The organism is Lysobacterales bacterium (genome assembly GCA_016703225.1).
Classification (GTDB): Bacteria; Pseudomonadota; Gammaproteobacteria; order Xanthomonadales; family Ahniellaceae; genus JADKHK01.
In genome coordinates this window covers 941,777-967,801 of the sequence record JADJCM010000001.1, presented here as the reverse complement: position 1 = coordinate 967,801, position 26,025 = coordinate 941,777, and the positions used below count along the sequence as shown (strand labels likewise).

18 protein-coding genes are annotated in these 26,025 nt (G+C 68.1%); 15 read left to right on the top strand and 3 right to left on the bottom strand.

What is annotated here, in order from left to right:
• Complete coding sequence (locus tag IPG63_04210) at positions 1-804, top strand: hypothetical protein (GenBank protein ID MBK6726456.1); 804 nt, start codon at positions 1-3, stop codon at positions 802-804.
• Positions 794-1,939 (top strand): hypothetical protein, encoded by a 1,146-nt coding sequence (locus IPG63_04205; protein MBK6726455.1) that lies wholly within the window; start codon positions 794-796, stop codon positions 1,937-1,939. The genes IPG63_04210 and IPG63_04205 overlap by 11 nt, the downstream gene beginning before the upstream one ends.
• Before the next feature lie 107 nt (positions 1,940-2,046).
• On the opposite strand, the gene IPG63_04200 is transcribed toward IPG63_04205, so the two are convergent.
• Positions 2,047-2,529 carry an Lrp/AsnC family transcriptional regulator gene (locus IPG63_04200; GenBank protein ID MBK6726454.1) on the bottom strand — a complete coding sequence of 161 codons (483 nt, stop codon included), beginning with the start codon at positions 2,527-2,529 and terminating at the stop codon, positions 2,047-2,049.
• 138 nt (positions 2,530-2,667) lie between these two features.
• On the opposite strand from IPG63_04200, the gene IPG63_04195 reads away from it, so the two are divergent.
• The 12 genes from IPG63_04195 to IPG63_04140 all read left to right on the top strand — a co-directional run bounded on the left by IPG63_04195 (position 2,668) and on the right by IPG63_04140 (position 20,670).
• Complete coding sequence (locus IPG63_04195) at positions 2,668-3,963, top strand: aminotransferase class I/II-fold pyridoxal phosphate-dependent enzyme (GenBank protein MBK6726453.1); 1,296 nt, start codon at positions 2,668-2,670, stop codon at positions 3,961-3,963.
• A gap of 22 nt (positions 3,964-3,985) precedes the next feature.
• Positions 3,986-4,531 (top strand): OsmC family protein, encoded by a 546-nt coding sequence (locus IPG63_04190; GenBank protein ID MBK6726452.1) that lies wholly within the window; start codon positions 3,986-3,988, stop codon positions 4,529-4,531.
• 60 nt (positions 4,532-4,591) lie between these two features.
• The gene (gene mdeB, locus IPG63_04185; GenBank protein ID MBK6726451.1) at positions 4,592-7,303 is read left to right on the top strand and encodes an alpha-ketoglutarate dehydrogenase; all 2,712 of its coding nucleotides are present in this window, start codon (positions 4,592-4,594) and stop codon (positions 7,301-7,303) included.
• 65 nt (positions 7,304-7,368) lie between these two features.
• Complete coding sequence (locus tag IPG63_04180; GenBank protein ID MBK6726450.1) at positions 7,369-8,508, top strand: acyltransferase; 1,140 nt, start codon at positions 7,369-7,371, stop codon at positions 8,506-8,508.
• A gap of 74 nt (positions 8,509-8,582) precedes the next feature.
• Complete coding sequence (locus tag IPG63_04175) at positions 8,583-9,473, top strand: phenylalanine 4-monooxygenase (GenBank protein MBK6726449.1); 891 nt, start codon at positions 8,583-8,585, stop codon at positions 9,471-9,473.
• Between the two features lie 104 nt (positions 9,474-9,577).
• Positions 9,578-10,084, top strand: a complete 507-nt coding sequence (locus IPG63_04170) for a cytochrome c5 family protein (GenBank protein ID MBK6726448.1) — start codon at positions 9,578-9,580, stop codon at positions 10,082-10,084.
• An 84-nt stretch (positions 10,085-10,168) separates the two neighbouring features.
• Positions 10,169-12,040 (top strand): ExeM/NucH family extracellular endonuclease, encoded by a 1,872-nt coding sequence (locus tag IPG63_04165; protein MBK6726447.1) that lies wholly within the window; start codon positions 10,169-10,171, stop codon positions 12,038-12,040.
• Positions 12,041-12,047: 7 nt separating this feature from the next.
• Entirely contained in the window at positions 12,048-12,710 is a 663-nt protein-coding gene (locus IPG63_04160; GenBank protein ID MBK6726446.1) for an alpha/beta hydrolase, read from the top strand.
• Positions 12,707-13,798 carry an AFG1 family ATPase gene (locus IPG63_04155; GenBank protein MBK6726445.1) on the top strand — a complete coding sequence of 364 codons (1,092 nt, stop codon included), beginning with the start codon at positions 12,707-12,709 and terminating at the stop codon, positions 13,796-13,798. The genes IPG63_04160 and IPG63_04155 overlap by 4 nt, the downstream gene beginning before the upstream one ends.
• Positions 13,795-14,961 (top strand): MFS transporter, encoded by a 1,167-nt coding sequence (locus IPG63_04150; protein ID MBK6726444.1) that lies wholly within the window; start codon positions 13,795-13,797, stop codon positions 14,959-14,961. Before IPG63_04155 ends, IPG63_04150 begins: the two co-directional genes overlap by 4 nt.
• Before the next feature lie 47 nt (positions 14,962-15,008).
• Positions 15,009-18,230: a proprotein convertase P-domain-containing protein gene (locus tag IPG63_04145; protein MBK6726443.1), complete on the top strand. Its 3,222-nt coding sequence runs from the start codon at positions 15,009-15,011 to the stop codon at positions 18,228-18,230.
• A 106-nt stretch (positions 18,231-18,336) separates the two neighbouring features.
• On the top strand, positions 18,337-20,670 hold the full coding sequence (locus IPG63_04140; GenBank protein MBK6726442.1) for a hypothetical protein: 2,334 nt from the start codon (positions 18,337-18,339) through the stop codon (positions 20,668-20,670).
• Here the strand turns inward: IPG63_04140 and IPG63_04135 are convergent.
• The gene (locus IPG63_04135) at positions 20,601-23,486 is read right to left on the bottom strand and encodes a serine/threonine protein kinase (protein ID MBK6726441.1); all 2,886 of its coding nucleotides are present in this window, start codon (positions 23,484-23,486) and stop codon (positions 20,601-20,603) included. The genes IPG63_04140 and IPG63_04135 overlap by 70 nt on opposite strands.
• 44 nt (positions 23,487-23,530) lie before the next feature.
• A complete protein-coding gene (locus tag IPG63_04130) occupies positions 23,531-24,082 on the bottom strand; it encodes a sigma-70 family RNA polymerase sigma factor (GenBank protein MBK6726440.1) in 552 nt (183 codons plus the stop codon).
• A 101-nt stretch (positions 24,083-24,183) separates the two neighbouring features.
• Here IPG63_04130 and IPG63_04125 point away from each other — a divergent pair, with 101 nt between their 5' ends.
• The gene (locus IPG63_04125) at positions 24,184-26,019 is read left to right on the top strand and encodes a hypothetical protein (protein MBK6726439.1); all 1,836 of its coding nucleotides are present in this window, start codon (positions 24,184-24,186) and stop codon (positions 26,017-26,019) included.
• The last annotated feature ends 6 nt before the right edge of the window (positions 26,020-26,025 follow it).

Genomic DNA, 26,025 nt, shown 5'->3' with positions numbered 1-26,025 from the left:
GTGCAATCGTTCCGATCGCTGACGCTGGCCGCGGTGCTCTGCTGCGCTTCAGGCGCGAAGGCAGCGCCGGCCCTGGGTGAAGTCGTGCCTGGCCCGCAGGCGGTGTCGCGGATCGAAGGGCTGGTCGCCGAACTGCAGGCGCAGCATGCCGAAGCCCGCGGGCGCTTCTACGACGGCGCCGCCTATCTGGGCCAACTGTTCAAGCAGGCCGCGGTGCATCCGCGCGCCATGCAGTACGCCGCGTCCTGGGGCGACAACACGGTCTATCTGAACTGGAGTGGCGCCGAGGCGTTCTACGAAGTGCACCTCGATGTGTTGCGGGACGCGCTGGCCCGTGCGCGCAATGGCCATGCACTGACCGCCGCTGACCTCGAGTACCTGAGCGCAGGCGTGCAGCGCTGGCGCAGCGAGGAGCAGATCATCGACGCCGACCTGACGCGCTCGGCCGAGCTGTATGCGCAGCAGGCGCGCAAGCTCGGCGAGCGCATGGCGATCGACGACCGCCTCGGGCCGCTCGCGACGGAAGCGCAGCGCGCCGCCGCGGAGCCGCAGCGAGAACGCCTCGCCGCCGACGCCGAAGCGCTCCGGCAGCAGGCGGTTGCGGCGGCGAAGTCGGCCATCGAACGCGCGCAGCAGCGGCTGTTCTCGCCGTTGGATGCGGCGTCGCGCATCGCCGTGAACATGCCGGCGGCCACGCCGCCCTGCGAGACGGTCGAGCGCGACGACATCGTCGATACCGACGCGGCCTTCGACCGGCTGGAGCAGGGCATTCGCAAGGACATGGAGGCCGGGGATGGCCGCTAGGGTCGCGCTGCGAGGTGCGATGTTCGCGTTGCTGCTGGGGCACGCGACGGCCGCTTCGGCCGGGCCCGACCCGGTGCCCGCGCCGGCGACGCCACCGGGCTTTCTCGCGGGTCTGCGCGAGATCCTGCGGCAGACGCAGTCGAATATCGGCGGCGTGTTCGATGCGGGTGTCGACACGATCTTCCGTCCGTGGCTGTTCGATCCCGCAGCCGAGTGGGCGCTGCCGCTGCCGGAAGGGCCGACCTATCGCCCGAAGCATCCCTACGACACCCCAGTGCTGAACGAGAGTCGGCAGATCGTCGATGAAATGCTGGCGAACCAGTACCGCGATGTCTTCTTCCAGGACGCGCTGCGCCGCTCGCGCGGTTACGCCGACCGTGCCGCCGGCTACGCCAGGGCCTGCGAGCGCGGCGGATTCGCCAGCGCGGCAGAGGAATTGGGCCGGCTGCGCCTGTCCACCCAGCAACGCAAAGACCACCTCGACGAGCTGGCGCGCGGGCTGCGCGCCGCGGTGCGCACGATCCGGGCCGCGTTCGATCGACTGCAGGGCCGCAACACGCCCGGCGAATCCATGGTCGGCACCGGGGCCGGGGAGGTCTTCTTCGCTGCCTCGCAGGCGGCGCTGGACGAGTTGGCCGACGTCATCGAGAAGCGGCCACAGCATCTGCGCACGGCGAGGCGGACCGAGTTGCAGCGCAGCCTCAGATTCAGTCGCATGCCGGAATCCCGGCTTGGGAGGCTGACGCGACTCGGCGGCCGCACCGTCGGCATCGCCAACACCGTGGCCAATCTCTTCGACCTCGCCAGAGAGAGCAAGGAGGCCATGCAGATGATGGCGCTGGTGCCGCACATGTCTGAGTGGGAAGCGCTGGCAACCTACATCGAGGGCCTGAGCGAGCAGTACGCGCGTCTGCTGGAGACGCAGCAAAGTTTGTCCGATGAGCTCGAGCGGCAGTTCGATGCCGCCGCCTGTCAGCGCTGCAAGCCCGACACGCCACCACCGACGCCAGCGCCGGACCCGGCGAAACCGGCAACTCCCAAGCCGCCGCAGGTGCGCCCATCAGCCACGCGTCCACCGCCGGTGCCGGAACCGGCGCGGCCGCCGGTGCGTCCAGCGGAAGCACCACCCGACTGAAGCACTGGCACCGCGAGGACGGTCGGGCGACAACCAGTGCGGGCGCTGCCGACCCGAGTAGTGGTCGGACGTGGGGCCCCGCCGCGGAGATCGCCGCAGGGCGAGCGCTACACCGGCACCCGCCGTGCGCCCTTGACCTCGCGCAGGCTGAAGCTGGTGGCGATCTCGCGCACGCCAGGCAGGCGGCGCACGCGCTCGCGCACGAAGCTGGCGAAGTCGTCGAGCGAACGCGCGATCACTTCCAGCTGGTAGTCGTACTTGCCGCTGAGGTTGTGGCAGGCCAGCACCTGATCGAGCAGCTGCACTTCGCGTTCGAAGGCCGTGGCGATCTCGGCGGTGTGGTTTTCCAACTGCAGCTGCACGAAGCCGCGCACGCCGAAGCCGAGGCGGCGCTCGTCGAGATGGGCGTGGTATCCGGCGATGACGCCAGCGGCTTCCAGTGCGCGCACGCGCCGCCACACCGGCGAGTGCGACAGCGAGACCAGCGCAGCCAGGTCGGCGACGCTGCGCCGGGCGTCGTCCTGGAGTGCTTCGAGGATGCGCTGGTCGGTGCGGTCGAGCTGCGGCGGTGCGTCAGGTTCTGGAGGCATGATCCACCCCAATAGGTACAAAGGACGCGACAAGTCTTGCACAGACTCCGCATGAGCCGGCGAAATACGCAAGGAAAGTGCGGGCGCAGCGGCGAATAATGGCTGTGGGCAATCCCGCCCGTTGCGTCGAGTCGTGTCATGCCCGGTCTGTGCAAAGGCGATCCGCGTTCCAATGCTCCCGCAGTCGGCAGCGCCGCCTGGATCAATGAACTCGGGCGTCGTCGCCAGCCCGGCCCGGCACTGCCGGCGCCGTTGTTGCCGGCAACGCTCGGTTCCTCGACCTTGTCCGTACATGCCGGCAGCCATGACGACCCCGCCACCGGCGCGGTCGGCACGCCGATCTACCAGAACAGCACCTTCGTGCTCGGTGCCGACCAGTACCGCGCCATCGACCAGGGCTATGCGCGCGACCGCTTCATCTACACCCGCTACGGCAACCCCAGTCAGTGGGCGGTGCAGGAGAAGATCGCCGCGCTCGAAGGCGCCGAGTCGGCGCTGGTGTTCGCGAGCGGCATGGCGGCGATCGCCGCCTCGGTGCTGGCCATGCTCGATCGCGGCGCGCACGTCATTGCGTCCAGGGAGTTGTACGGCGGCACCTACGCCTTCTTCCACCACGAGCTGCCGTCGCTTGGCTTCGAGGTCAGTTATGTCGATCCGCGTGACCCGAACGCGGTGCGCGCGGCGCTGCGACCGAACACCATGCTGTTGTTCTTCGAGGCGATGACCAACCCGCTGCTGAATCTGGTCGACATCGCGGCGATGGCGGCGATCGCACGCGCGGCCGGCGCCAAGCTGATCGTCGATGCCACCTTCGTGTCGCCGCTCGGCGTGCGCGCGCTGGAACACGGCGCCGACCTGGTGCTGCATTCCGGGTCGAAATACCTCAATGGCCACAGTGATCTGATCTGCGGCGCCGTCGCCGGCTCGCGCAAGTATGTCGATCGTGTCTGGCCGCGCCTGCTCGCCTACGGCGGCTGCCTCGATCCGCATGCCTGCTTTCTGCTCGAGCGCGGTCTGAAGACGCTGGCGCTGCGCATGCGCGCACACCAGGACGGTGCGATCGCGCTGGCCAACCACCTGGCCGCGCACGCGCAGGTGAACTGGGTGCGGCACAGCGCGCGCGCCGACCATCCCGACCATGCACTGGCGACGCGCCAGCTGCGCCAGCACAGCGGCCTGGTCGCATTCGCCGTGCGCGGCGGCGATGCCGCGGCGCTGGCGCTGCTGCCGCGGCTGCGGCTGATGCGCGAGGCCACCAGCCTCGGCGGTGTCGAGACCCTGGTCAGCCTGCCGTTCAACACCTCGCATGCCGCCTTCACCGCCGAGCAGCGCGCGCAGATCGGCATCCCGCCGGGCTGCGTGCGGCTCTCGGTCGGCATCGAGGACCCCGCCGACCTGATCGCCGATCTCGATCAGGCCATGGCCCATTGCTGACCCATTGCCTCCGGAGCACGACATGAAGAACGGCATCGCCACCGCGGCCCTGTCCGAAATGACCGCAGAGATCGCCACACAGCCGGCGCAGGGTTGCGTCGCTTATGGCGTGGCCCTGAACTGGCGTTCGGGCACGCGCGCCGAAGTCGAGGCGCTGCCGATGCGTATTGGTGACGAGCAGGTCAGCCGCGGCCTGCGCTGGGAGATCGACGAACCACGCCAGCTCGGCGGCAGCAACCACGCGCCGAATCCGCAGGAGTACCTGTTGAGCGGGCTCGGTGGTTGTCTGATGGTGGCCTTCATGGTCGGCGCCAGCGTGCGCGGCATCCAGATCGAGCGCTTCGCCATCGAAGTGCGCGCCGAGCTCGATCTCGCCGGCTTCCTCGGCGTGCGCGAAGGCGCGCCGGTCGCGCTCGGCGGCATCCGCTATGTCATGCACGTGCAGGCCGATGCCGGCGACGCCGAGCTGGAGCAGCTGCGCGAACTGGCCGAGGCGCACAGCCCGAATGCGATGACGCTGGCGCACGGTGTGCCCATCCATGGCGCGCTCGCACGCATGCCGCGCTGACGCGAGCGGCGACGATCGCCGATACTCGCCGCCCGCAGTCCCAGTCCCCACGAGTTGCCCATGAATCCAGCATCGCAGGCCGACCCATCCCTGACCTCCGCGGCGACCGGGCAGTGCGATCTCGACCCGACCGAGACGCGTGAATGGCTGGAGGCGCTCGATGCGATCGTGCTGCGCGAAGGCAAGGAGCGCGCGCAATACCTGTTCGATCGCCTGGCCGACCATGCCCTGCAGCGCGGCGTGCAGTCGCAGCGGGCGCGGGTCACGCCGTATCGCAACAGCATCCCGCTGGCGCGCCAGCCGCACTATCCCGGCGACGAGGCGCTGGAGGCCAGGCTCGGCGCGGCGATCCGCTGGAACGCGCTGGTCATGGTCATGCGCGCCAACCGCGACGGCGGCGACCAGGGCGGGCATGTCGCGTCCTACGCCTCGGCGGCGGACTTGTTCGAGGTCGGCTTCCAGCATTTCTTCAAGGCCGATGGCCATCGCGACGGCGCCGACCTGGTGTTCTTCCAGCCGCATTCTGCGCCCGGGGTGTACGCCCGTGCCTTCCTCGAAGGCCACCTCGACGAGCAGCATCTCGACCACTATCGACGCGAAATCGGTGGCCATGGCCTGAGTTCGTATCCGCACCCGTGGCTGATGCCGGACTTCTGGCAGTTCCCGACCGGCTCGATGGGTCTCGGTCCGCTCAACGCGATCTACCAGGCGCGTTTCCTGCGCTACCTGCATCATCGCGGTCTGCGTGACGCCGGCCAGCGCCGCGTCTGGGGCTTCTTTGGCGACGGCGAGATGGACGAGCCGGAGTCGATCGGCGCCTTGTCGCTGGCGGCGCGCGAGGGGCTCGATCACCTGACCTTCGTCATCAACTGCAATCTGCAGCGCCTCGACGGTCCGGTGCGCGGCAACAGCCGCATCGTCGATGAGCTCGAAGCGCTGTTCACCGGCGCCGGCTGGCATGTGCTCAAGGTGTTGTGGAGTTCCGACTGGGACCCGTTGTTCGCACGCGACCACGGCGGCGAACTGCTGCGCGCCTTCGCACAGACCGTCGATGGCCAGTTCCAGACGCTGTCGGCGAACGACGGCGCCTACAACCGCGAGCGCTTCTTCGCACAGTCGCCCGAACTCGCGGCGCTGGTGGCCGATCTGAGCGACGCCGACATCGATCGCCTGCGCCGCGGCGGTCACGACGCGCGCAAGCTGCACGCCGCCTATGCCGCAGCGGTCGCGCATCGCGGCCAGCCGACGGTGATCCTGGCCAAGACCATGAAGGGTTTCGGCATGGGCAGCGCCGGTCAGGGGCGCATGACCACGCACCAGCAGAAGAAGCTCGATGCCGAGCAGCTGCGCGTTTTCCGCGACCGTTTCGCGATTCCGCTCGATGACGCCGCGATCGAATCACTGCCGTTCTACAGGCCGGCCGCCGACAGCGCCGAGATGCGCTACCTGCGCGCGCGTCGCGACGCGCTCGGCGGCTGCCTGCCGCGGCGGCGCGCGCAGTCGACGCAGACGCTGCCGCTGCCCGCGCTCGACGCCTGGGCCAAGTTTGCGCTCGAGGCCGATGGCCGCGAGATGTCGACGACGATGGCGGTGGTGCGCATGCTCGGCAATCTGCTCAAGGACCCCGTGCTTGGCCCACGCATCGTGCCGATCGTGGCCGACGAGGCGCGCACCTTCGGCATGGCCAATCTGTTCCGCCAGGTCGGCATCTACGCGCCGCACGGCCAGCTGTATGAGCCCGAGGATCGCGACACGATGCTCTACTACCGCGAGGAAACCAGCGGCCAGATTCTGGAGGAGGGCATTTCCGAAGCCGGTGCCATCAGTTCCTGGATCGCCGCGGCGACCAGCTACAGCGTGCACGATCTGCCGATGCTGCCGTTCTACATCTACTACTCGATGTTCGGTTACCAGCGCATCGGCGATCTGGTCTGGGCTGCGGCCGACCAGCGCGCGCGCGGTTTTCTGCTCGGCGCCACCAGTGGCCGCACCACGCTCAATGGCGAAGGCCTGCAGCATCAGGACGGCAGTTCGCCGGTGCTGTTCGCGACGGTGCCGAACTGCCGCGTGTTCGATCCGAGCTTCGCCAGCGAGATCGCGGTGCTGGTCGAACACGGCTTGCGCGCCATGCTCGATCAACAGCGCGACGAGTTCTGGTACCTGACCGTCGGCAATGCCAACGTGCCGATGCCTTCGGCCCCGGCGGCGGAACAAGCCGACTGGCGCGAGGGCGTGGTCAGCGGCTTGTATCGCCACAGCGGCAACGCCGACGCCGCGCTGCAGCTGCTCGGTTCGGGCGCGATCATGAGCGAGGTGCTGCGCGCGCAGGCCTTGTTGCGCGACGACTTCGGCATCGAAGCGGCGGTGTGGAGCGCGACCAGCTACAGCGAACTGCAGCGCGAGGGTATCGCCTGCGAACGCGCCACCCGCCTCGGCAGCGCGGCGCGCGCCAGTTTCGTCGAGCGCCAGCTCGCCGCCACGCGCGGTCCGGTGCTCGCCGCCAGCGACCACATCCGCGCCTGGCCGGAACTGATCCGCGCCTTCGTGCCGCGCCGCTACCTCACCCTCGGTACCGACGGCTTCGGTCGCAGCGACACCCGCGCCGCGCTGCGCGCGTTCTTCGAGGTCGATGCCGAGTCGATCGTCATCGCCGCGCTGCATGCGCTCGCGCTTGATGCCGCGATCGATGCCGCGATCGATCCGGGCATCGTCGCCGATGCGCGCAAACGCTATGGCCGCGAACACATCGACTCGGAGCCGTGGCGGCGCTGATCGGCGGCTTGGGTGGTGCGCGGCGCGCCTGATACCGTGCGCGCCTTTCCGCCGTGGCGAGCAGCGTGAGTTCCCCTTCCCGAGACTATCCAGCGCTGGATCTGGTGCGCGCCTTCGCGGCCTTCTCCATCGTCGTCCTGCACGTCGTCGCGATGTCGCAGTGGGAGAGCTTTCCGCACTCCGGCCCGTTGGCATGGTTCCGCGTCGGGTTCCTGAGCGTCGATCTGTTTTTCGTGCTCAGCGGCTTCGTGATCACGCTGACCGCGCTTCGCGAGCAGGCCATCGGCGGCAATGCGCGCGGCCGCTTCCTGCTGCGACGGGTGGCGCGACTGGCCCCGGCCTACTTCGTGAGCAGCCTGGCCTGGCTGGCGCTGAACGACTTCGCGGTGCTCAAGCAGCCGGACGCATGGGTGCAGGCGCTGACCCACCTGAGCTTCACCTACAACTTCCTGCCGAGCACGTTTTCCGCCATCAACGGCGCGACCTGGACGATCGGCATCGAAATGCAGTTGTACGTGCTGGTTGCCCTGCTGATGCCGCTGCTCGGGCGCTGGCGCGCCGCGCGCCTCGGCGTCTGCGTGCTGCTGCTGGCACTGCTGTATCGCCTGGGCAGCCAGTACCTGCAGAGCGGGCTGATGGGGCTGGCGCCCGCGGACAGTCAGCTGTGGTTCTTCTCGGTGCAGGTGCCCGGCATGCTCGATGTATTCGGGGTCGGCGCCGCCCTGGCGCTGGCGGTGCATCGCGCCGAACTGCGGCCGCGTTCGCCGGCCGTCTGGTTGCTGTCGCTGTTCCTGCTGCTGGCATGGTCGGCGTCGTTGGTCTCCGCGCTGCTGGCGGACGGCGAGTTCTATTGGCATTCGTATTTTTGGGTTTCCGGGTTCCGTACGCTGGTCGCAGGCACGGTACTGGGCTGGCTTTGGCTGGCGCTGGTGGTGCCGGCCGCGTGGGTCGCGCGCCTGGGCGCCTGGCTGCGCTATCCGGGCGTCATCAGCTACGGGGTGTTCCTGTGGCATGTGCCGGTGGCGCAGTGGCTGCTCGCGCACACCAGCTTGCGCCAGTGGCCTCTGCTGTGGGCCTGCATCGGCGTCACCGGCGCAGTCGCCGCGATCAGCTGGCATGTGATGGAGAAGCCGATCCAGGCCTGGGCCCGCCGCCGCGGCAAGCGGCTGCGCGATGATGTCGGCGAGCGTGTACGGGGCGCCTGAGGCGGCGCGTGCTCACGCACAACGCGCACCCGGCGGCGTATGATCCGCGCCCCCGCAAGCCACCGGACCGCGCCATGACCGAACCCCGCCGCGTCGAGCACCAGATGACCGACAAGGGCTATGTGCCGGTGTACACCACGGCCGTGGTCGAGCAGCCATGGGCGCGCTATTCGGAAGCCGACCATGCGGTGTGGGGGCAGTTGTTCCGCCGCCAGCGCGAGATCCTGCGCGATCGCGCCTGCCCGGAGTTCCTGGCCTCGATCGACGCGCTCGGCATGGACGACGCGCAGATCCCGAAGTTCGACGACATCAATCGGCTGCTGCTTGAGGCCACCGGCTGGAAGCTGATCGCGGTCGAGGGGTTGTTGCCGGAGCTGACTTTTTTCGAACACCTCGCCGCGCGCGAATTCCCGGTGACCTGGTGGATCCGCCGTGCCGATCAGATCGACTACATCGCCGAGCCCGACCTGTTCCATGATCTGTTCGGTCACGTGCCGTTGCTGATGAACCCGGTGTTCGCCGATTACATGCAGGCCTACGGCGCCGGTGGTGTGCGCGCCTCGACCTTCGGCAACGAGCCGCTGGCGAACCTGACGCGGCTGTACTGGTACTCGGTCGAGTTTGGTTTGATCAGCACGCCGCAAGGGCTGCGCATCTACGGTGCCGGCATCCTGTCGTCCAAGGGCGAGTCGATCCACTGCCTGGAATCCGAGGTGCCGAACCGCATCGGTTTCGATGTGCAGCGGGTGATGCAGACGCGCTACCGCATCGACAGTTTCCAGAAGACCTACTTCGTGATCGATGGCTTCGAGCAGCTGTTCCAGGCCACGGTTGATCCCGACTTCGGCCCGATCTACTACCGCATGAAGGGCGCCGAACCGATCCCCGCCGCAACCGTGCTGGACTCTGACCGGGTGTTCCAGCGCGGCAGTGGTGCCGGCTGGAGCAACGATGGCGACGTCTGAGACGCGTCGCTTGCCTTGCCCGCCCGGCACCGCGCCGGCACAATGTCGCCCCCGCATTCATGGCCGGAACGGTGCCAGCGCACCGCTTCCTTCTGGAGTCAACGATGAGCCCGCATGACCAAAGTTTCCTGAAGCATTTCGCCCAGCTGATCGGCGGGCTGGCGGTGTTGACCGTGGTGCTGATCCTCGGCGCGCGCGTCATCCACAACCAGCAGCCGCAATCGGTGGATGCAGCACGGGCTGCGGCCACACTTGCTCGCATTGCGCCGGTGGGTGCCGTATTCGCTGGCGATGCCGGCAGCGCGGCACTGGCCGAGACGCAGGCAGCAGCGAGTCCGGCACCGGCCGAGGCGGCGGCAGCGCCGGACGGCGCCAAGGTGTACAGCGGTTTGTGCGGCGCCTGCCACGGTGCCGGCGTGGCCGGTGCGCCGAAGCTGGAGAAGGCGGCCTGGGAAGCGCGTGCGGCGCAAGGCGTCGATACCTTGTTCGCCCATGCCCGCGACGGCTTCACCGGCCAGGCCGGGATGATGCCGGCGCGCGGCGGCAATCCGGCGCTGAGCGATGACGAAGTGCGCGCCGCCGTGCATTGGATGCTCGATAACTTGAAGTAATGCCATTGCGACCGCCGCCGGCGGTCGTCACCGAACCTGGCGCCGCCCTCGGGCGGCGCATTGATTTGCAGCATTGGAAATCCGATGAAGTCGATGCGCCTCGTGTTTGTCTTGCCGCTGCTCACCGCTGCGGCGATCAGCGGGTGCCAGCCCAAGGGTGGCGCCGGGAACGCACCGCCAAGCGGCGATGACGCACTGATCTGCGGGCAGGCGGCGACCGCCATCCACGCCATTCAGGGCGATCAGGCGATGAGTGCCATGGTCGGCGCCACGATCGAGGTCGAGGCACGCATCGCCGCGAAGTTCATCGACGGCCTCGGCGGCTTTGCGCTGGTGTCCGAATCCGGCAGCGAGGACGCCGATGCGGCGACTTCCGAGGGCATTTTCGTGCGTCATCCGGAGCCGCTGTCGTGGCCGCTCGGCACGCGCGTGCGTCTGCGCGCAACGGTCGCCGAACTGGGCGCCGCGCCGGATACGCAGACCGCGCTGATCGAGTTGCGCGACATGATCCAGTGCGCCAAGCCGCTGCCGCTGCAGCCGCGCGCGGTCGTGGCCGCCGGCGACGACGCCATGTACTGGGAGCGCTTCGAGGGCGAGCGCCTGCGCATCGACGGGCCGGTCTCACTGGTCGGCAACGACGACCTGCTGCGCAACGGTGCGCTGGTGGTGTCGTTCGATGGCCGCGATTTCGTGCCGACTGAGTTGCACGCCCCGGGGCCCGATGCGCGCGCGCTCGACGCTGCCAATCGCGCGACCCGTTTGCTGCTCGACGACGCTCGGCTCGACGAGTACCCGAAGCAGCTGTGGCATCTGCCGCAACCGCTGACGCCCGAGGCGGCCTACCGCGTCGACTCGGAGCTCAGTGGCATCGATGGTGTGCTCGAGCAGCGCGACGGCGAGTATCGCTTGCAACTGGTCGCGCCGATCGCCGCGGTCAAGCACGCACCGCGGCCGCCGACGCCACCCGAGGTCGACGGCGATCTGCGCATCGCCAGTTTCAATGTCCTCAACTACTTCAACGGCGACGGCCGCGGCGGCGGTTTTCCGACCGCGCGCGGTGCGCGCAATGCCCCGGCGTTCCAGCGTCAGACGGCGAAGATCGTCGCTGCGCTGGACGCGCTCGATGCCGACATCGTCGCGCTGATGGAAGTCGAGAACGACGGCTTCGGCGAACAGTCGGCACTGGCCGAGCTGGTGCGCGCGCTGAACCGGGCGCGCGGCAAGGTGCGCGGCGACTACGCCTTCGTCAACCCCGGCGTCGAGCGCATCGGCGACAGCGAAATCATGGTCGCGCTGATCTATCGCAAGAGCCGCGTGCAGCTGCTCGGTGCCGCCTCGATCAGCCTCGATGCGCCGTTCGGACACGGATCGCGCGCGCCGTTGGCGCAGCGCTTCCAGTCCGGTAGCTTCGACTTCGTCGTGGTCGCCAACCACTTCAAGTCCAAGGGCTGCACCGAGGCCAAGGGCGGCGACCAGGACCAGGAAGATGGACAAGGTTGCTACAACGCCGCGCGCATCGAATCGGCGCGCGCGCTGGCCGACTGGCTGGCTACTGCTCCGCTCGGCAGCGGCAGCGACCGCGTGCTGTTGCTCGGCGATCTCAACGCCTACGGCAACGAGGACCCGCTGCGCCTGCTCGCCAGCCGCGGCTACGTTGACGTGGTCACCGCGCACGCCAGCGAGCCGGCCTACAGCTACGTCTACGGTGGCGCCTCCGGGCGCCTCGATCATGCGCTCGCGAGTCCGGCGCTCACCGCGCACGTCGGCGGCGCGAGCGAGTGGCACATCAATGCCGACGAGTCCGTGGGTTTCGAGTACACCCAGCCCGACTACGATCGGCGCGCGCTGAAGAGCCGCTATCGCCCGGACCCGTTTCGCAGCTCCGACCACGATCCGCTGCTGATCGGGCTGCGCCTGCAGCCGCTGGTGGACGCCGCCGCGGCGCCGGCGAATTGATGGCCTGATGAATCGCGCCGCGTTCCCGCAGGCTTCCGGTCCGCTGCTGCTGCAGGGCGGGGCCGGCGCAATCGAGGCGCACATCGAGTGGCCGGCGCCGGCGTTGGCGCGCGATGCCGTGGCCGTGGTCTGTCATCCGCATTCGCTACACGGCGGCAGCATGGGCAACAAGGTCGTCACCACTTGCGAGCGCGCGCTGCGCGAACTCGGTTGCGCGACCTTGCGCTTCAACTTCCGCGGCGTCGGCCGCTCCGCCGGCGAGTTCGACGACGGCCTCGGCGAGGGCGCCGATCTGCTGGCGTTGTGCGACTGGGTGCGCGTCACGCGCCCGACGGCCAAGCTGGTGCTGGCCGGATTCTCGTTCGGTGCCTACGTGTCGATGACGCGCGCCGCGGCGATCGCGCCGCAACAGCTGATCTCGATCGCACCGCCGGTCGGTCGCTTCGACCTCCACGCCTTCCAGCATCCGCCTTGCCCGTGGCTGGTGCTGCAGCCCGATGCCGATGAAGTGGTCGACGCGCAGCAGGTCTACGCCTGGGTGCAGCGTCAGCAGCCGGCGCCGACGCTGGTGCGCTTCGCCGACGCGTCGCATTTTTTCCACGGTCGCCTGCCGGAACTGCGCGCGGCGATCCAGGCCGGCGTGGTCGCGCTGCTGCCACCACTGGCATGAATCCAAGCGCCGCCTACCAACGCGAGATCGATCGCGGCCAGCGCCAGGAAGACGCGGCACAACGCGCGTTGTTGCCGGTGCTCGACCGCATCCATGCGCAACTGCTGGCGCGCGCCGAGCCCGCGTTCGGGGAGCGTTTCCTGGCGCGGTTTCGCACCCAGCCGCCGGTGCGGGGCCTGTATTTGCACGGTGGCGTCGGCCGCGGCAAGACCTTCCTGATCGACCTGCTGCACGATAGCCTGCCGGTGAAACGCAAACTGCGCCTGCATTTCCATCGCTTCATGGGCCGCATCCACGAAGCCTTGCGTGCGCACGCCGGCGCCGCCGACCCGCTGCAGCGGGTGGCGCAGCAATTTGCCGGCGAGGCGCAGCTGTTCTGCCTCGACGAGTTCTTCGTCACCGACATCGGCGACGCCATGATCCTCGGCGAGTTCCTGCAGCACCTGTTCGCCGCCGGCGCGACCCTGGTCACCACCTCCAACCTGCCGCCGCGGCGCCTGTACGAACATGGTCTGCAACGCGACCGCTTCCTGCCGGCGATTGCCCTGCTCGAGCGCCACTGCGACGTGCGCGAGTTGGCCAGCACGATCGACTATCGACTGCGCGCGCTGACCCGCGCCGGCGTCTACTGGACACCGCCGGATGCCGACGCCGACGCCGCCATGCTGGCGATGTTCGACGCGCTCGCTCCCGGCGAGTTGCGCGCGGCCACGGCCTTGCGCATCCACGACCGCGACATCGGCGTGCGCCGTCTCGCCGATGGCCTGGTCTGGTTCGACTTCGCGGCGCTGTGTGAAGGGCCGCGCGCGGTGGCGGACTACATCGAGATCGCGCGCAGTTTCCAGACCGTGTTCGTGTCGGCGGTGCCGCGGTTCGATGCCAGCCAGCGCTGTGAGGACGCGGCCAAGCGCTTCGTGCATCTGGTCGACGAGTTCTACGATCGCAACGTCAATCTGGTGCTGTCGGCAGCGGCCGAACCGCTGGCGCTGTATCGCGGCGAGCGTCACCGCCACGAGTTCGAACGCACCGCCTCGCGCCTGATCGAAATGGGCAGCCGCGACTTCCTCGCGCGCGAGCACCGGCCGTGAAGCGCGCGCGCCTGCCGGGCACGGTTTGGGCGCTCGGCGTGGTGTCGCTGCTGACCGATGTTTCCTCCGAGTTGGTGCATGCCTTGCTGCCCCTGCTGCTGGCCGGCTCGCTCGGCGCCAGCATGCTGGTGATCGGGCTGATCGAAGGCGCGGCCGAGGCGATGGCCGCGATCGTCAAGCTGTTCTCGGGTGCGCTCAGCGACCGCATCGGCCGGCGCAAGCCGCTGGTGGTCGCGGGGTATGGATTGTCGGCGCTGACCAAGCTGGTGTTCCCGCTCGCTGCGAGTGCGTCGCTGGTGCTCGGTGCGCGCTTGCTCGATCGCCTCGGCAAGGGCATTCGCGGCGCACCGCGCGATGCGCTGATCGCCGACGTCACGCGGCCCGAACAACGTGGCGCGGCCTACGGCCTGCGCCAGTCGCTCGATACCGTCGGCGCGGTGCTCGGACCGCTGGCGGCGATGGCGCTGATGCTGTGGCTGCTGGATGCGCGCACCGCGCTGTGGTTTGCCGCGATTCCGGGGCTGCTGGCGGTGCTGGTGTTGCTGGTCTACGTGCGCGAGCCGGAACGCCACATCGCGGAGAACAAGCCTGCGCTCGGCCTGCGCCACTGGCGCACGCTCGATCGTCGGGTCTGGGGCGTGATCGGCATCGCCGCGCTGCTACATCTGGCGCGCTTCGGCGAGGGGTTTCTGGTGCTGCACATGCGCGATTCCGGTTTTGGCGATGCGCTGGCACCGCTGGCGCTGGTGCTGATGAGCCTCGCCTACACGCTCACCGCCTTTCCGGTCGGCTGGTGCGCGGACCGGATGTCGCGCCGCACCCTGCTCGCGATCGGCGTGGCCATGCTGGTCGCGGCCGATCTGGTGTGCGCGCTGCTGCCCGGGCGCATCGGCGCTGCCCTGGGCATCACGCTATGGGGCGTGCACCTCGGCTTCACCCAGGGCCTGCTCGCGGCCATGCTCGCCGACGTCGCCCCGAAAGAACTGCGCGGCACCGCGTTCGGGATCTTCCATCTGGCTTCCGGCGTCGCGCTGCTGATCGCCAGCCTGGGCGCCGGTGCGCTGTGGCAGTGGCAGGGTGCCAGCAGCATGTTCCTGGTCGCCGGTCTGATCGCGGCGTTGGCCGGTGTTGCCCTGCGGCATGCGCCGGCGGCCAAAAACTGATTACAATTCTCCACACTCGCCATCCGTCGGCGTGCACGGGGAAAACCATGAAGTCCAAGTTTTGGGGCAGCGTGCTGCTGCTGTTGTGCTCTGTCCTGTTGCCGGTGGCGGCGCAGGAATCGAAACCGGACGACGTTGTCGTCGATCAGGCGCGCGGTGTCGACCAGCGCGTCGACTACGCCGCACTGAAGAACATCGGCGCCTGGGATGATCGCAATTACCAGTTGCGGCTCGAAGACCTCGCCGTGATCCCTGCCAACGATCAGCGCGTACCCGGCGTGCCGGCCTTCTTCAAGGTGCAGAAGCGCAAGGAGATGGCGGCGCAGGGCTTCCCGCTCGACGACATCTATCCGCGCGAGTTCAACAAGGAGTTCTACTACCGTTTCGGTGGCTTGTTGCAGAACGGCGTGCTGCACCGGAAGGGCCTCGGTATCTATTCGCATCCCGATCCGAAGAATCCGCCGCCCCAGCAGATCTGGGCTACCGATCCGTTGCCGAAGGCAGTGCCGATCCTGGGCGAGGGGCCGTTTGATGGCACCACCAGCGACAATGAGACCGCGGTCGAATACAACCCGGCCAACCCGAACGTGCTGGTGCTTGGCTCCAACGGCACCGGTGGCCAACGCATGGTCGCCTCGACCGACGGCGGCCTGACCTTCATCAACGCCGGGGCCTTCCCGAGCTCTTGCTGCGATCCGGCGATGGACTGGTCGCCCGATGGCAGCATCGTCTACGGTGCCACGCTCGGTACCCAGGGCGGCTCCTGCGGCGGCAGCTGGTGCACGCAGATCTACTGGTCGTTCAACAACGGCGCCAACTGGCTCGGCCCGGTCTCCGTGTCGACCGCCAGTTCGGACAAGGAATACATCCACGTCGACAAGCACCCGGGTTCGCCCTACTTCGGCCGTGCCTATGTGACCTGGCACCAGGGCAACGTGATGCAGTTCGCGCGCATGAACACTGCCCCGGTCAACGGTGGCGCCGGCATGACCTTCCACCCGACGATCTCCTTCAGTGCCGAAGAGCGCGGCATCGGCTCCGACCTGACCACCGACCACATGGGGCGCATCTACTACTTCTGGCCGACCGTCACCAATGGCTCGACTGAGGTCCGCGTGCTGCGTTCGGATGATGGTGGCGCCACCTTCGTCGATCTGGATGCAGGCAGCGCCGCGCAGAGCGCAAGCGTCTATGACCTGTGGGGTGACTTCGACTTCCCGATCCCGGCGATGGAGACGCGTGAAGCCTTCATCTACGTCTCCGCCGACGCCGACGTCAGCGGCGGTCCGCGCAATGGTCGCATCTATGCGGCGTTTACCGACGAGAACCAGGCCGCCGGCAGCCCTGGCGGCGGCGGCACCAACACCGCGCAGAACCACGGCTGGATCGTGGTGCGCTATTCCGACGACCAGGGCGCGACATGGCAGAGCGCGACCACGCCGCACCCGACCGCGGACCAGACCACGGTGGACCGCTTCCACCCCTGGCTTGATGTCGATTCGGTCGGCAACCTGCACATCGCCTTCTACGACACCCGCAATTCCGGTGCCGGCCTGCGCGACAAGACCGACTTCTACTACTACATCTCGATGGATGGCGGCGCCACCTGGGTCCAGGAGACCCGTGTCTCGGCGGTGACCTCGCCGAACATTGCCGACGGCCAGGAGTGGGGCGACTACAACGGCATCTCGACCGCGGCCGGCAACACCACCGTCGGCATGACCTGGACCGACAACCGCGGCCCGCAGCGTTCGTTCCTCGGCCGCGTCACCAACGTCGGCGCCGGCCCGACCTACATGATGAGCACCACGCCGGGCGCCGCTGGGGTCTGCGCCGGCACGCCGCTGCCGCCGATCGACGTCACCCTGAGCGCATTCAGCGGCTACACCGGCACGGTCACGCTGAGCACGCCGGGCCTCAACGCCACGGTGTTCCCGAGCGCGACCTTCACCGTCAACCCGGTGGTCAACCCGGCCGGTGGCGGCAGCCATTCGATCCTGAATGTAACCACCTCGGCCGGCGCCAGTACGGGCGTCTATCCGATCAACATCCACGCCACCGACGCCGGCGGCACGCCGATCCAGCGTGACAGCACGATCAACGTCACCGTCGCTGGCGGTGCGCCTGCGGCAGCGACGCTGGTGACTCCGGCCGACGCCGCGGCCGGCGTGCCGACTTCCCCGACGCTGACCTGGGACGCCATCGTCGGCGCCAGCGGCTATCTGGTTCAGGTGGCGACCGATGCCGCGTTCACCAACATCGTGTTCTCGGCGACGCCGACGGGCACGAGCCAGCAGGCCGCCGGACTGGCCCCGAGCACGCAGTACTACTGGCGCGTGCGTGCCAGCAACGCCTGCGGCGACGGCAGCTACTCGCCGGCGCGTTCGTTCACCACCGCGAACGAGATCTGCTTCGTGGGTTCACAGGCGATCCCGGACAACAACCCGACCGGCATCAGCAACACGCTCTCGGGCATCGCCGGCACGCTGACCGATCTCGACGTGCGCATCGAGGCCACCCACACCTGGGTTTCCGACCTGCAGATCTCGCTGGTGCACGGTGCTACGACGCGCCTGTTGCTCGATCACGCCGCTTCCTGCAGCGGCGACAACATCGCTGCCACCGCCGATGACGAGGGTCCGGATGGCACCATGGCTTCGGCCTGCAGTGCGACGCCGCCGGCGGTATCGGGCGTGCGCACCCCGAACCAGTCGTTGGCCGCGTTCGATGGTCAGGACTTCGCGGGTGACTGGACCTTGCGTGTGGTGGACAGCGCCGGCGCCGATGTTGGCAACCTCACCCGCTGGTGCCTGATGGCCTCGCTCTCGGCGCCGGCCAGCGCCGATATCGGCGTGTCCATGGTCGGGCCGGTCAATCCGGTCGCGGGTACGCCGGTAGTGTACACGCTGACGATCAGCAATGCCGGGCCTTCGGATGCCACCGGCTTCAGCCTGGCGGATGCGCTGCCGGCGACGCTGACCGGCATCACTGCAGGTTGCGCGGTGACCGGTACCGGCGACTGTGGCACCAACGCCAGCGCTGGCCAGAACGTCTCGTTCACCGGCCTGGCACTGACGGCTGGCGCTGGCAACTCGCTGACCATCACCATCAACGCCACGCTGGACGGCGGCGCGATCGGTTCGCTGACCAACACCGCAACCGTCACCGCCGGTTCGCCGGGTGATGGCGCGGCCGCCAACAACACCGCCTCGCAGACGACGACCATCATCGATGCCGCCTACGTCTTCGGAGACGGCTTCGAGAACTGAGCGTTCGGCCATGCAGTAACACGCGACGGGGCGCTTCGGCGCCCCGTTTTTTTGGGCGCCTCGGATTGGTGGCACACTGCACGCTCCTCGACGACCGGAGCCGGCCATGAAGCGCCTTCTGTTTCCGTTGTTCGTGGCCGCGACCGCCGCGGCCCTGGTCTGGCAGACCGGTTCGCAGGACACGGGCGCAGGACGTCGCTTGCCGACGCCGGCGATGGACGTGCCGGGCGAGGAGGGCGACTACCAGCGCCGTCGCGCGGAATGGATCGAAACCCTGCACCGGCATGCGCCGGGCAGCGATTGGCGCGGGATGGATGCATCCTTCCGTGCTGCGACCATGGCCTCGCGCATGCAGCGCATCGCCGAACTGCAAGCTGCGCGCGCCGCGCCGGATGCCTACCTGCAGGTGGATGCGGCAGCGGTTTCCGGGCAGTGGTACGAGCGTGGTGCCGGCAATGTCGCCGGGCGCACGCTCGGCACCGAGTTCGATGTCGCGGCCAATCGACTCAACGTGCTCAGCCACGGCGGCAATCTGTGGCGCGCGGATCGCACTGCGCTCGACTGGATTAGCCCGGGGGATGCCGCCAGCTTCACGCCGAACGGAAGCTTCGGCTATCTGGCGCGGCTCACTGGTGGCGAGCGCCTGCTGGTACTGTCCGACGCGCCAAAGGGCGTCTACTACAGCGACGATGGTGGCGTGCTCTGGTCGCCTGCGACCGGATTGGCGACGAGCAATGTCTGGTACGCATCGGGCTTCGCATCGCGCGATCCGGCCAACAGCGAGCTGTACGCGCTGCGCGTCGAATACGACTTCGGCACCTCCGCGTATCGGCCTCGCCTGTGGGCCTCGGTCAACCGCGGCGCCGCTTTCTCCGATCGCGGCTTCCTCGGCACGCGCGACCAGGTCGCGTTGTTCTCGCCGCGCTACAACAGCAGCGTGATGTACCTGCTCGATGGGCTGATGTTGAAGACCATCACCACGGGCACGCACGCGCTGGTCAATGTCGCCAGCGTCACCGGTGCGGCAGCACTCGCCACCTACGACCGCGTCGCACTCAGCGGCGGCGTCGATGGCGCCAGCACCTTCCTGTTTGCGTTCATCGCGCGCTATGGCGGCAGCGTCACCGAGGTCTATCGCAGCCTCGATGGCGGCGCCAGCTGGACTCGCCGCACCGACGCACCGGCCGCGTTGTTCGGGCTGAACTCGGCCGAGACCTCGACCCGCGATCCGTTGCGGCTCTACGTCGGCGGCGTCAACGCCTATCGCAGCCACGACGGCGCGGCGAGCTGGCAACTGGTCAATACCTGGCAGTCCTACTACGGCAGCGAGGCGACCAAGCTGCACGCCGACATCCCGAACATCGACGTGTTTGTCGACGGCAGCAGCGTCGAGCGCGTGTTCGTGTCCACCGACGGCGGCACCTACGAATCCACCGACGGGCTCGTGACCGTGCAGAACCTCTCGCTCAGCGGCCTGCGCAACGCCCAGTACTACGGCAGCTACACGCCGCGCAGCGCGCCCTACCCGATTCTCGTCGGCGCCCAGGACCAGGGCTACCAGAAGGCCAAGACGCCGGTGCCCGGCCTCAACAGCTTCGTGCAGACGATCAGCGGCGACTACGCGCACCTGAGCTCGTCGAACAACGGTGGCAACCTGTGGATGGTCTACCCCGGCTTCGTGCAGCTCGACACTGCGCCTGGCACCGGCGATTGGCCGGCGCTGAAGTCGTGGGATTACACCACCGCCAACTTCCAGGACTGGCTGTTCCTGGCCCCGCTCGAAGCCAACCCGCTGAATCCGAACCAGGCCCTGCTCGCTGGCGGGGGCATCGGTGCCAACCGCAATCGTGTGCTGACGCTCACCTACAACGGCAGCAGCATCAGCCACAGCGAGGGCAGCTTCGATTTCGGATCGAAGGTCACCGACGTGCAGTACTCGCGCGATGGCCTCACCCGCTATGCGATCGCGGATGCCGGCGGCTTCTACCGCGACACCGGTGCCGGTTTCAGCCTGCGATCGAGCGGTCTGCCCGACGGGCAGTTCTTCTACGGTAACTGCATCCTGGTGCACGCGACCACACCGGGCACGATCTATGTCGCCGGTGCCGGCTACTCCGGGCCGGGTGTCAATCGCTCGACCACAAATGGCGACAGCTTCAGCCCGTTCAACACCGGCCTGCCGAGCACGCTGGTCTATCACCTGGCGATGTCGGCGGATGGCGCGCACCTGTTCGCCGCCACCGAGCTCGGGCCCTACTACTACGACACCACCGCAGCGAGTTGGGTCGCGCTCGCCGCCGCGCAGACGCCGGACCAGATCTGGTGGCACGTCGATTTCATCGATGCCCTGCAGACCGCCCGCTTCTCGACCTACGGCCGCGGCGTCTGGGACTTTGTGATTGGGCCGTCGGTGCTGTTTGCGAACGGCTTCGAAAGCTGAGCCGCGCTCAACGCATCGCTGCGACCAGCCTCTCGCGCGAGCGCCGATGTCAGCGCCAGTGGCAACGGCGTGCGCGCATGCAGGGTCGCCGCCGTCTGCAGTGCGCGCCGGTGAGCCGCTGCATCATGCGCACGTGCCGCAGCCTCGGCGAGTGCCAGCCAGGCGTCGCCTCGGGCTTCGGGTGAGGCGTCCGCGAGCTCGACGGCGGCGGACTCAAGCGCAGCGCCGAATCGGCCGGCTGCGTCGGCATCAAGCCCCGCAGCAAGCCGCAGCGCAAGCGTGTCCAGGCGCAGTGTCGTGGTGTCGGTCAGGCCCGAGTCGCGTTGGCGCTCGCGCATCTGTTCGAGCATCGCACTGGCCGCGCCGCGATGGCCGCGGCGCCGCTCGGACTCCGCGATGCGCCAGCGCAGGTTCTGGCTGATTGGATGCCAGGCGAGTTCTGGTGCCATCGCCGCGAGCCGGTCTGCGGCGCGATCGAGAGCCGCTTGCAGCGCTGGCGCGGCGTCCAGTTCCAGTGCGGCAGCGACCTCCTGCTCGACCAGCAGCAATGCCCCGGTGGAGGCTGCGCCCTGGGTGGAGTCGATGACGCTGCGTTGGCGACTGACTTCATCAAGCACTTCGCCGTATCGCCCCAGGGCAAGCAGCACGCGCGCGCGCAGCAAGCCGCTCAAACACAAGGCCGTGCGCCGTTCCGGCAGCATCGACTGGATGGCAATGGCCTCGTCGGTGCGCCGCAAGGCGTCCTCGTAACGCCCGAGCTGGCGTAGCGAATCGGCGATCGAATACAGCGCCCCGGCGATCTCGGGATGGTCGGGGGGATACGAAGCGCGCGCGATGGCCAGCGCCTGTTCATCGTAGCCCAGTGCTTCCACGGTTCGATTCAGCGCCGCCGATGTCGCGGCGAGCCAAGACAGCGTCAGTGCGATTGATGCGTTGCCGGAATTGCCAGGCTGGCGCTGTAGCGCCAGCGCCGCACGCAACGACACCAGCGCTTCTTCGTAGCGGCCGAGCTCGTACAACGTCGATCCGCGCGCGCTCGTCAGATTGATCACTGTCTGCAGCGGCAGATCGGCGGCACCGCGTGCCAGAGCATCAGCCTCGTCAAGTCGCAGCAGCGCGCGCGCCGGCTGGGCGAGCTGTGCGTCGATGATCGCTTGCCGATAGAGCGCCTGAATGCGCACGTTTCGTCCCGACGCGCTATCGGTTGGCGGCGCCAGGCGCAATGCTGCGATCAGGTCGGTACTTGCGCCGTCGAGGTCGGTGCGTTGCTGTCGCAGCACGGCGCGACCGACCAAGGTCTCCGCGTAGCGGCCAGGGTCCAGCGCGGGCGTCGCTGCCGCGATCGACACAGCGTCGTCGTAGCTTGCCGTGGCATCGTCATACCAGCCCATGGAACGCTGGACCATGCCCAGCGTGGCGAGTAGTTCGACGCGCACTTCCGATGGCAGTGTCGTGTCGTCGACCAGACGCCGCGATCCGCGCGCGAACACCGCTCGCACATCGACCGCACCGCCCGCCTTCTCCGGATCGACGGAGGTGAACAGCGCCAGCAGGAAGTCCTTGATGGCGCCGGCGCGCTGCGCCTCCGCTTGCGCGTGCTGCGCCGCGCGCGCTGCCCGCGTCGATTGCCACAGCGTCGTGGTCACTCCTGTGGCGAGCGCAAGCGACAGCGCTACGGTCGCTGCCACGCCATGGCGATGGCGGGTCAGGAACTTGCGCAGGCGATAGCCGCGGCCCGCCGCGTGGGCGATGACCGGGCGGCCCTCCAGCCAGGCGTGGAGATCTGCAGTCAACGCCGCGACGCTGCCATACCGGCGCGCCGGCTCGGGCGCCATGGCCATGCCGAGAACGGCGTCGAGGTCGCCGCGCAGAGCGCGCGCCATGTCTTCGCGGCGGCGCGGCGGCATGAGCGCGTTGTCGCGCAGCGCCTGTGATGCCGGGGCACGCAGCGCCGAATCCGCGGCGCCGGTAGCCAGGGGCGGTGCGCGCCCAGTGAGAACAGCGTGGAGCAGCGCGCCGAGCCCGTACACGTCCATCGTGGTCGCCGCCGACGCGCCAGCAAACTGCTCGGGTGCGGCGTAACCCGGCGTCAGCGCGCGATATGCGGTGGACGTGCTCTCAAGGTCCTCATCCAATAGACGTGCGATACCGAAGTCGAGCAGGCGCACTTGTCCGCTGCCGTCGACCAGGACGTTGGAGGGTTTGAGGTCGCGGTGGACGACCAGGTTCTGGTGCGCATACGAGACCGCGTCACACACGTCGAGCAGCAGGCGTACACGCTTGCGTACATCGCAATCGTGTGTGTCGCACCAGTGGTCGATGCGCTCGCCGGTGACCAAGGCCATCGCGAGCCATGGCGTGCCGTCGGCGGTGATGCCGGCATCGAACAGCGGCACGATGTGCGGGTGGCTCAGGCGCGACAGGATGGCCTGTTCGCGCTGGAAGCGTGCGCCACCGGCGCCAGCCAGCGCACCCAGGGTCACCAGCTTGAGTGCTGCCTGGCGGCCGGGATGTTGGGCGTGGCGCGCGCAGTAGACCACCGACATGCCGCCGCGACCGATTTCCGCCTCAAGTACCCAAGGACCGAGCCGACGACCGCTGAGGGCATCGGACGAGCTGTGCGATCCGGCATCGGGCAGTGCCGTGTCGAGCACGCCATCCTCGCGCTCATGTGCGGCGAGCAGCTGCACAACGCGTTGGTGCAGCGCTGGCGTCAGAGTCCAGGCTGCCAGCCTGTCGGCGCGAGCCTGCGCTGGCAAGTCGAGCAGCGCGTCGAGGATTGCATCGGCTTGCTGCCAGAGGCTGATGTCGCTCATCGGGCTTGCTCCATGATCAGGGGCCTTGGTGGCTGTGCCCGCGCTCAGTCGGCCATGTGTGCATGAAGGAAGGCCCGCGCACGTTCCCACTCGCGCTTTGCCGTGCGCTCGGAACAGCCCAGCAGCGCACTGATTTCAGCGAAATCGAGCCCTGCGAAGTAGCGCAATTCGACCACTTCGCGTTGGCGCGGGTTGATCTCGTCGAGTCGAACCAGTGACTCATCCAGGGCGAGCAGGTGTTCGCCTGAGGCGACACCGGACACCTCGAACGGCAGGGCATCGAGCGCAAGATCCGCCTCCGGACCACCGCGCTTGCCGGCGGAGCGTCGGCGCGCATTGTCGATCACGACCGCGCGCATGGCGCGCGCCGCACAGGCCAGGAAATGGCGCCGATCATTGAGCGCGAGCTGTTGATTGCCGATCAGGCGCAGGAACACTTCATGCACCAGTACGGTCGGAGTCAATGTGCGTTCGCCGGCATCCAGTCGCGCTCGAGCGATGCGGCGCAGTTCCGGATACAGCGACTCAAACACGCGTCCGAGTGCGGTCCCATCACCGCGACTTGCCGCATGTAGCCATTGTGTGATCTGGCTCATCGTTACAGACGGTAGCGACTTGCGGCATGCGGTGCCAGCCACTGGCACGAATCGCTGCCCGATTGCGATTCATCCGGAACAGTCCCCATCGCGAGTCCGCCATGTGTCCGCTATCGAAGCGCAGCCGTGCGCTCTTCCCCATCTCGCTGCTTTGCGCCTGCGTCCATGCCCCGTTGCAGGCCCACACCTACGCTGTCGGCGTCGGCGTCGGCTGCACCCACGCCACCGTCCAGGCGGCGCTCGATACCGCGGTCGCCGTCGCGAGTGCCGAGCCGCACCTGATCAAGCTCAGTGCGGGCAGCATCGCCGTGGCCAATGGCCTGCTGCTTCACAATCCTGTCGCCGACATCACGATCCAGGGCGGATACGCCGGCTGCGATGGAGTACAGGGGCCGAGCGCACGCACCACCCTCGACGCCACGGGGGGGAGCGACGGCACGCTCCTCGACATTCGCTACTTCGGCTCGCCGAACTCGCGCATCATCCGCTTGGCAAGGCTGGATATCACTGGTGGTACCGGTGAAACCGGACCGTTTTCCAGTTCCGAAGGTGCTGGTCTGGAGTTGCGCGGCAATCTGCAAGTCTTTCTTGAGCAGGGCACGCGCGTGCAGGCCAATCGCGCGGTTCGCGCGGCCGGCATCCTGATGCAGGGCGGGCCCGGCACCGTAACCTTGAACTTGCGCGAAGGTTCAAGCGTTTCCAGCAACATTGCGGACAGCGACGGCGGCGGCATCTGGTGCATCAACCTGGGGCTAGTGCATATCTCCAATGGCACCATCGAGTTCAACGAAGCCGGACGGGATGGCGGCGGTATCTGGTTGGGCCATCAATGTGGCCTTCGCGTGGGCGGGCCGTTGACGCCCGCGAGCCACTTGAACCTGTTTTCCAACAATCTTGCCGGCACCCAGCAGAATGGCCGTGGTGGAGCGGTGTTCTATCAGTCCGCTCTGGACCTGGCGCATCCCTACGACGTCGATATCGAAGGTGTAGCCGCGAGTCCCGTTCTGTTCATCGGCAACCAGACGCTCGGTGCCTTCTCCGGTCTTGGAATCGGCCATGGTGGCGGCGCCCTGTATCTCGAGGGCAATGGCGCAGCGCGCCAGCCGGTGCGGGTGCACAACGCCTTGTTCGCCAACAACAGTGCGCAAAGCGCAGGCTCGGCAATCTCGGTGGCACGGGCGGTCGACCTCACGCTCAGCGGCAGCCCATCACGCTGCGACGGAATGTTCGGCTTTGGCCTGTGCAATGCGATCAGTGGCGGTGACTCCGACGCCTTGTACATCGATGATCTGCGGACTGCAGATCCGGCCCAGGCGCCGCTGGTGCGAGTCAGCCGCACACGATTCGCCGGCAACGCCGGTCATGCGGTGATCCAGAGCTACACCTTGAGCAACGCCGCCGATCACCTCGAAATCGACAGCAGCATCTTCGACGGCAACGATACGCGCTATGTCTTCGACATCACTGGCTCGCTGGATCTGCACTACTCCACCATCATCGGCAACACGCTGGCTGCGCCCGGGGGCGGAGGTCTGCCGGCGGTCATGCTGATGTATGCGGCGCCGGGGCAAAGCCACAGCGCCGAGCTGAGTGGCAGCCTGATCTGGCAGCCCGGGTCCGACGTGTTCCGGAGTTACGGTGATGGCATCGAGCAGGCGCTGCACAACGGCTGCCTGCTTGCGCACAGCAGCCTGGGCATCCAGAACCCCGGCGGCGTGCGCACCGACAACCCGCAACTCGACGTCGACTTCACGCCCGGATCGGTGTCACCGGCACTGGATGTCTGCCACTCGTTTCCTGCCCTACCTGCTCTGGACGCCTATGGCGGCGCGCGTCCGATCGACCAGCCCACCATTCCCAATGCACTGGGAGCGCACGACCTCGGGGCTGTTGAACGATCGCTCCCCGCGGCCATCTTCAGCAACGGCTTCGAGTGAGGTGCG

Bases quoted from the DNA above. Each gene is read 5' to 3' on its own strand.
- IPG63_04125 (MBK6726439.1), top strand. From the start codon at position 24,184: ATGTGTCCGCTATCGAAGCGCAGCCGTGCGCTCTTCCCCATCTCGCTG.
- IPG63_04130 (MBK6726440.1), bottom strand. From the start codon at position 24,082: ATGAGCCAGATCACACAATGGCTACATGCGGCAAGTCGCGGTGATGGG.
- IPG63_04175 (MBK6726449.1), top strand. From the start codon at position 8,583: ATGACCGAACCCCGCCGCGTCGAGCACCAGATGACCGACAAGGGCTAT.
- IPG63_04200 (MBK6726454.1), bottom strand. From the start codon at position 2,529: ATGCCTCCAGAACCTGACGCACCGCCGCAGCTCGACCGCACCGACCAG.
- IPG63_04165 (MBK6726447.1), top strand. From the start codon at position 10,169: ATGAAGTCGATGCGCCTCGTGTTTGTCTTGCCGCTGCTCACCGCTGCG.
- IPG63_04155 (MBK6726445.1), top strand. From the start codon at position 12,707: ATGAATCCAAGCGCCGCCTACCAACGCGAGATCGATCGCGGCCAGCGC.
- IPG63_04145 (MBK6726443.1), top strand. From the start codon at position 15,009: ATGAAGTCCAAGTTTTGGGGCAGCGTGCTGCTGCTGTTGTGCTCTGTC.
- IPG63_04190 (MBK6726452.1), top strand. From the start codon at position 3,986: ATGAAGAACGGCATCGCCACCGCGGCCCTGTCCGAAATGACCGCAGAG.
- IPG63_04160 (MBK6726446.1), top strand. From the start codon at position 12,048: ATGAATCGCGCCGCGTTCCCGCAGGCTTCCGGTCCGCTGCTGCTGCAG.
- IPG63_04195 (MBK6726453.1), top strand. From the start codon at position 2,668: ATGCCCGGTCTGTGCAAAGGCGATCCGCGTTCCAATGCTCCCGCAGTC.
- mdeB (MBK6726451.1), top strand. From the start codon at position 4,592: ATGAATCCAGCATCGCAGGCCGACCCATCCCTGACCTCCGCGGCGACC.
- IPG63_04170 (MBK6726448.1), top strand. From the start codon at position 9,578: ATGAGCCCGCATGACCAAAGTTTCCTGAAGCATTTCGCCCAGCTGATC.
- IPG63_04140 (MBK6726442.1), top strand. From the start codon at position 18,337: ATGAAGCGCCTTCTGTTTCCGTTGTTCGTGGCCGCGACCGCCGCGGCC.
- IPG63_04135 (MBK6726441.1), bottom strand. From the start codon at position 23,486: ATGAGCGACATCAGCCTCTGGCAGCAAGCCGATGCAATCCTCGACGCG.
- IPG63_04205 (MBK6726455.1), top strand. From the start codon at position 794: ATGGCCGCTAGGGTCGCGCTGCGAGGTGCGATGTTCGCGTTGCTGCTG.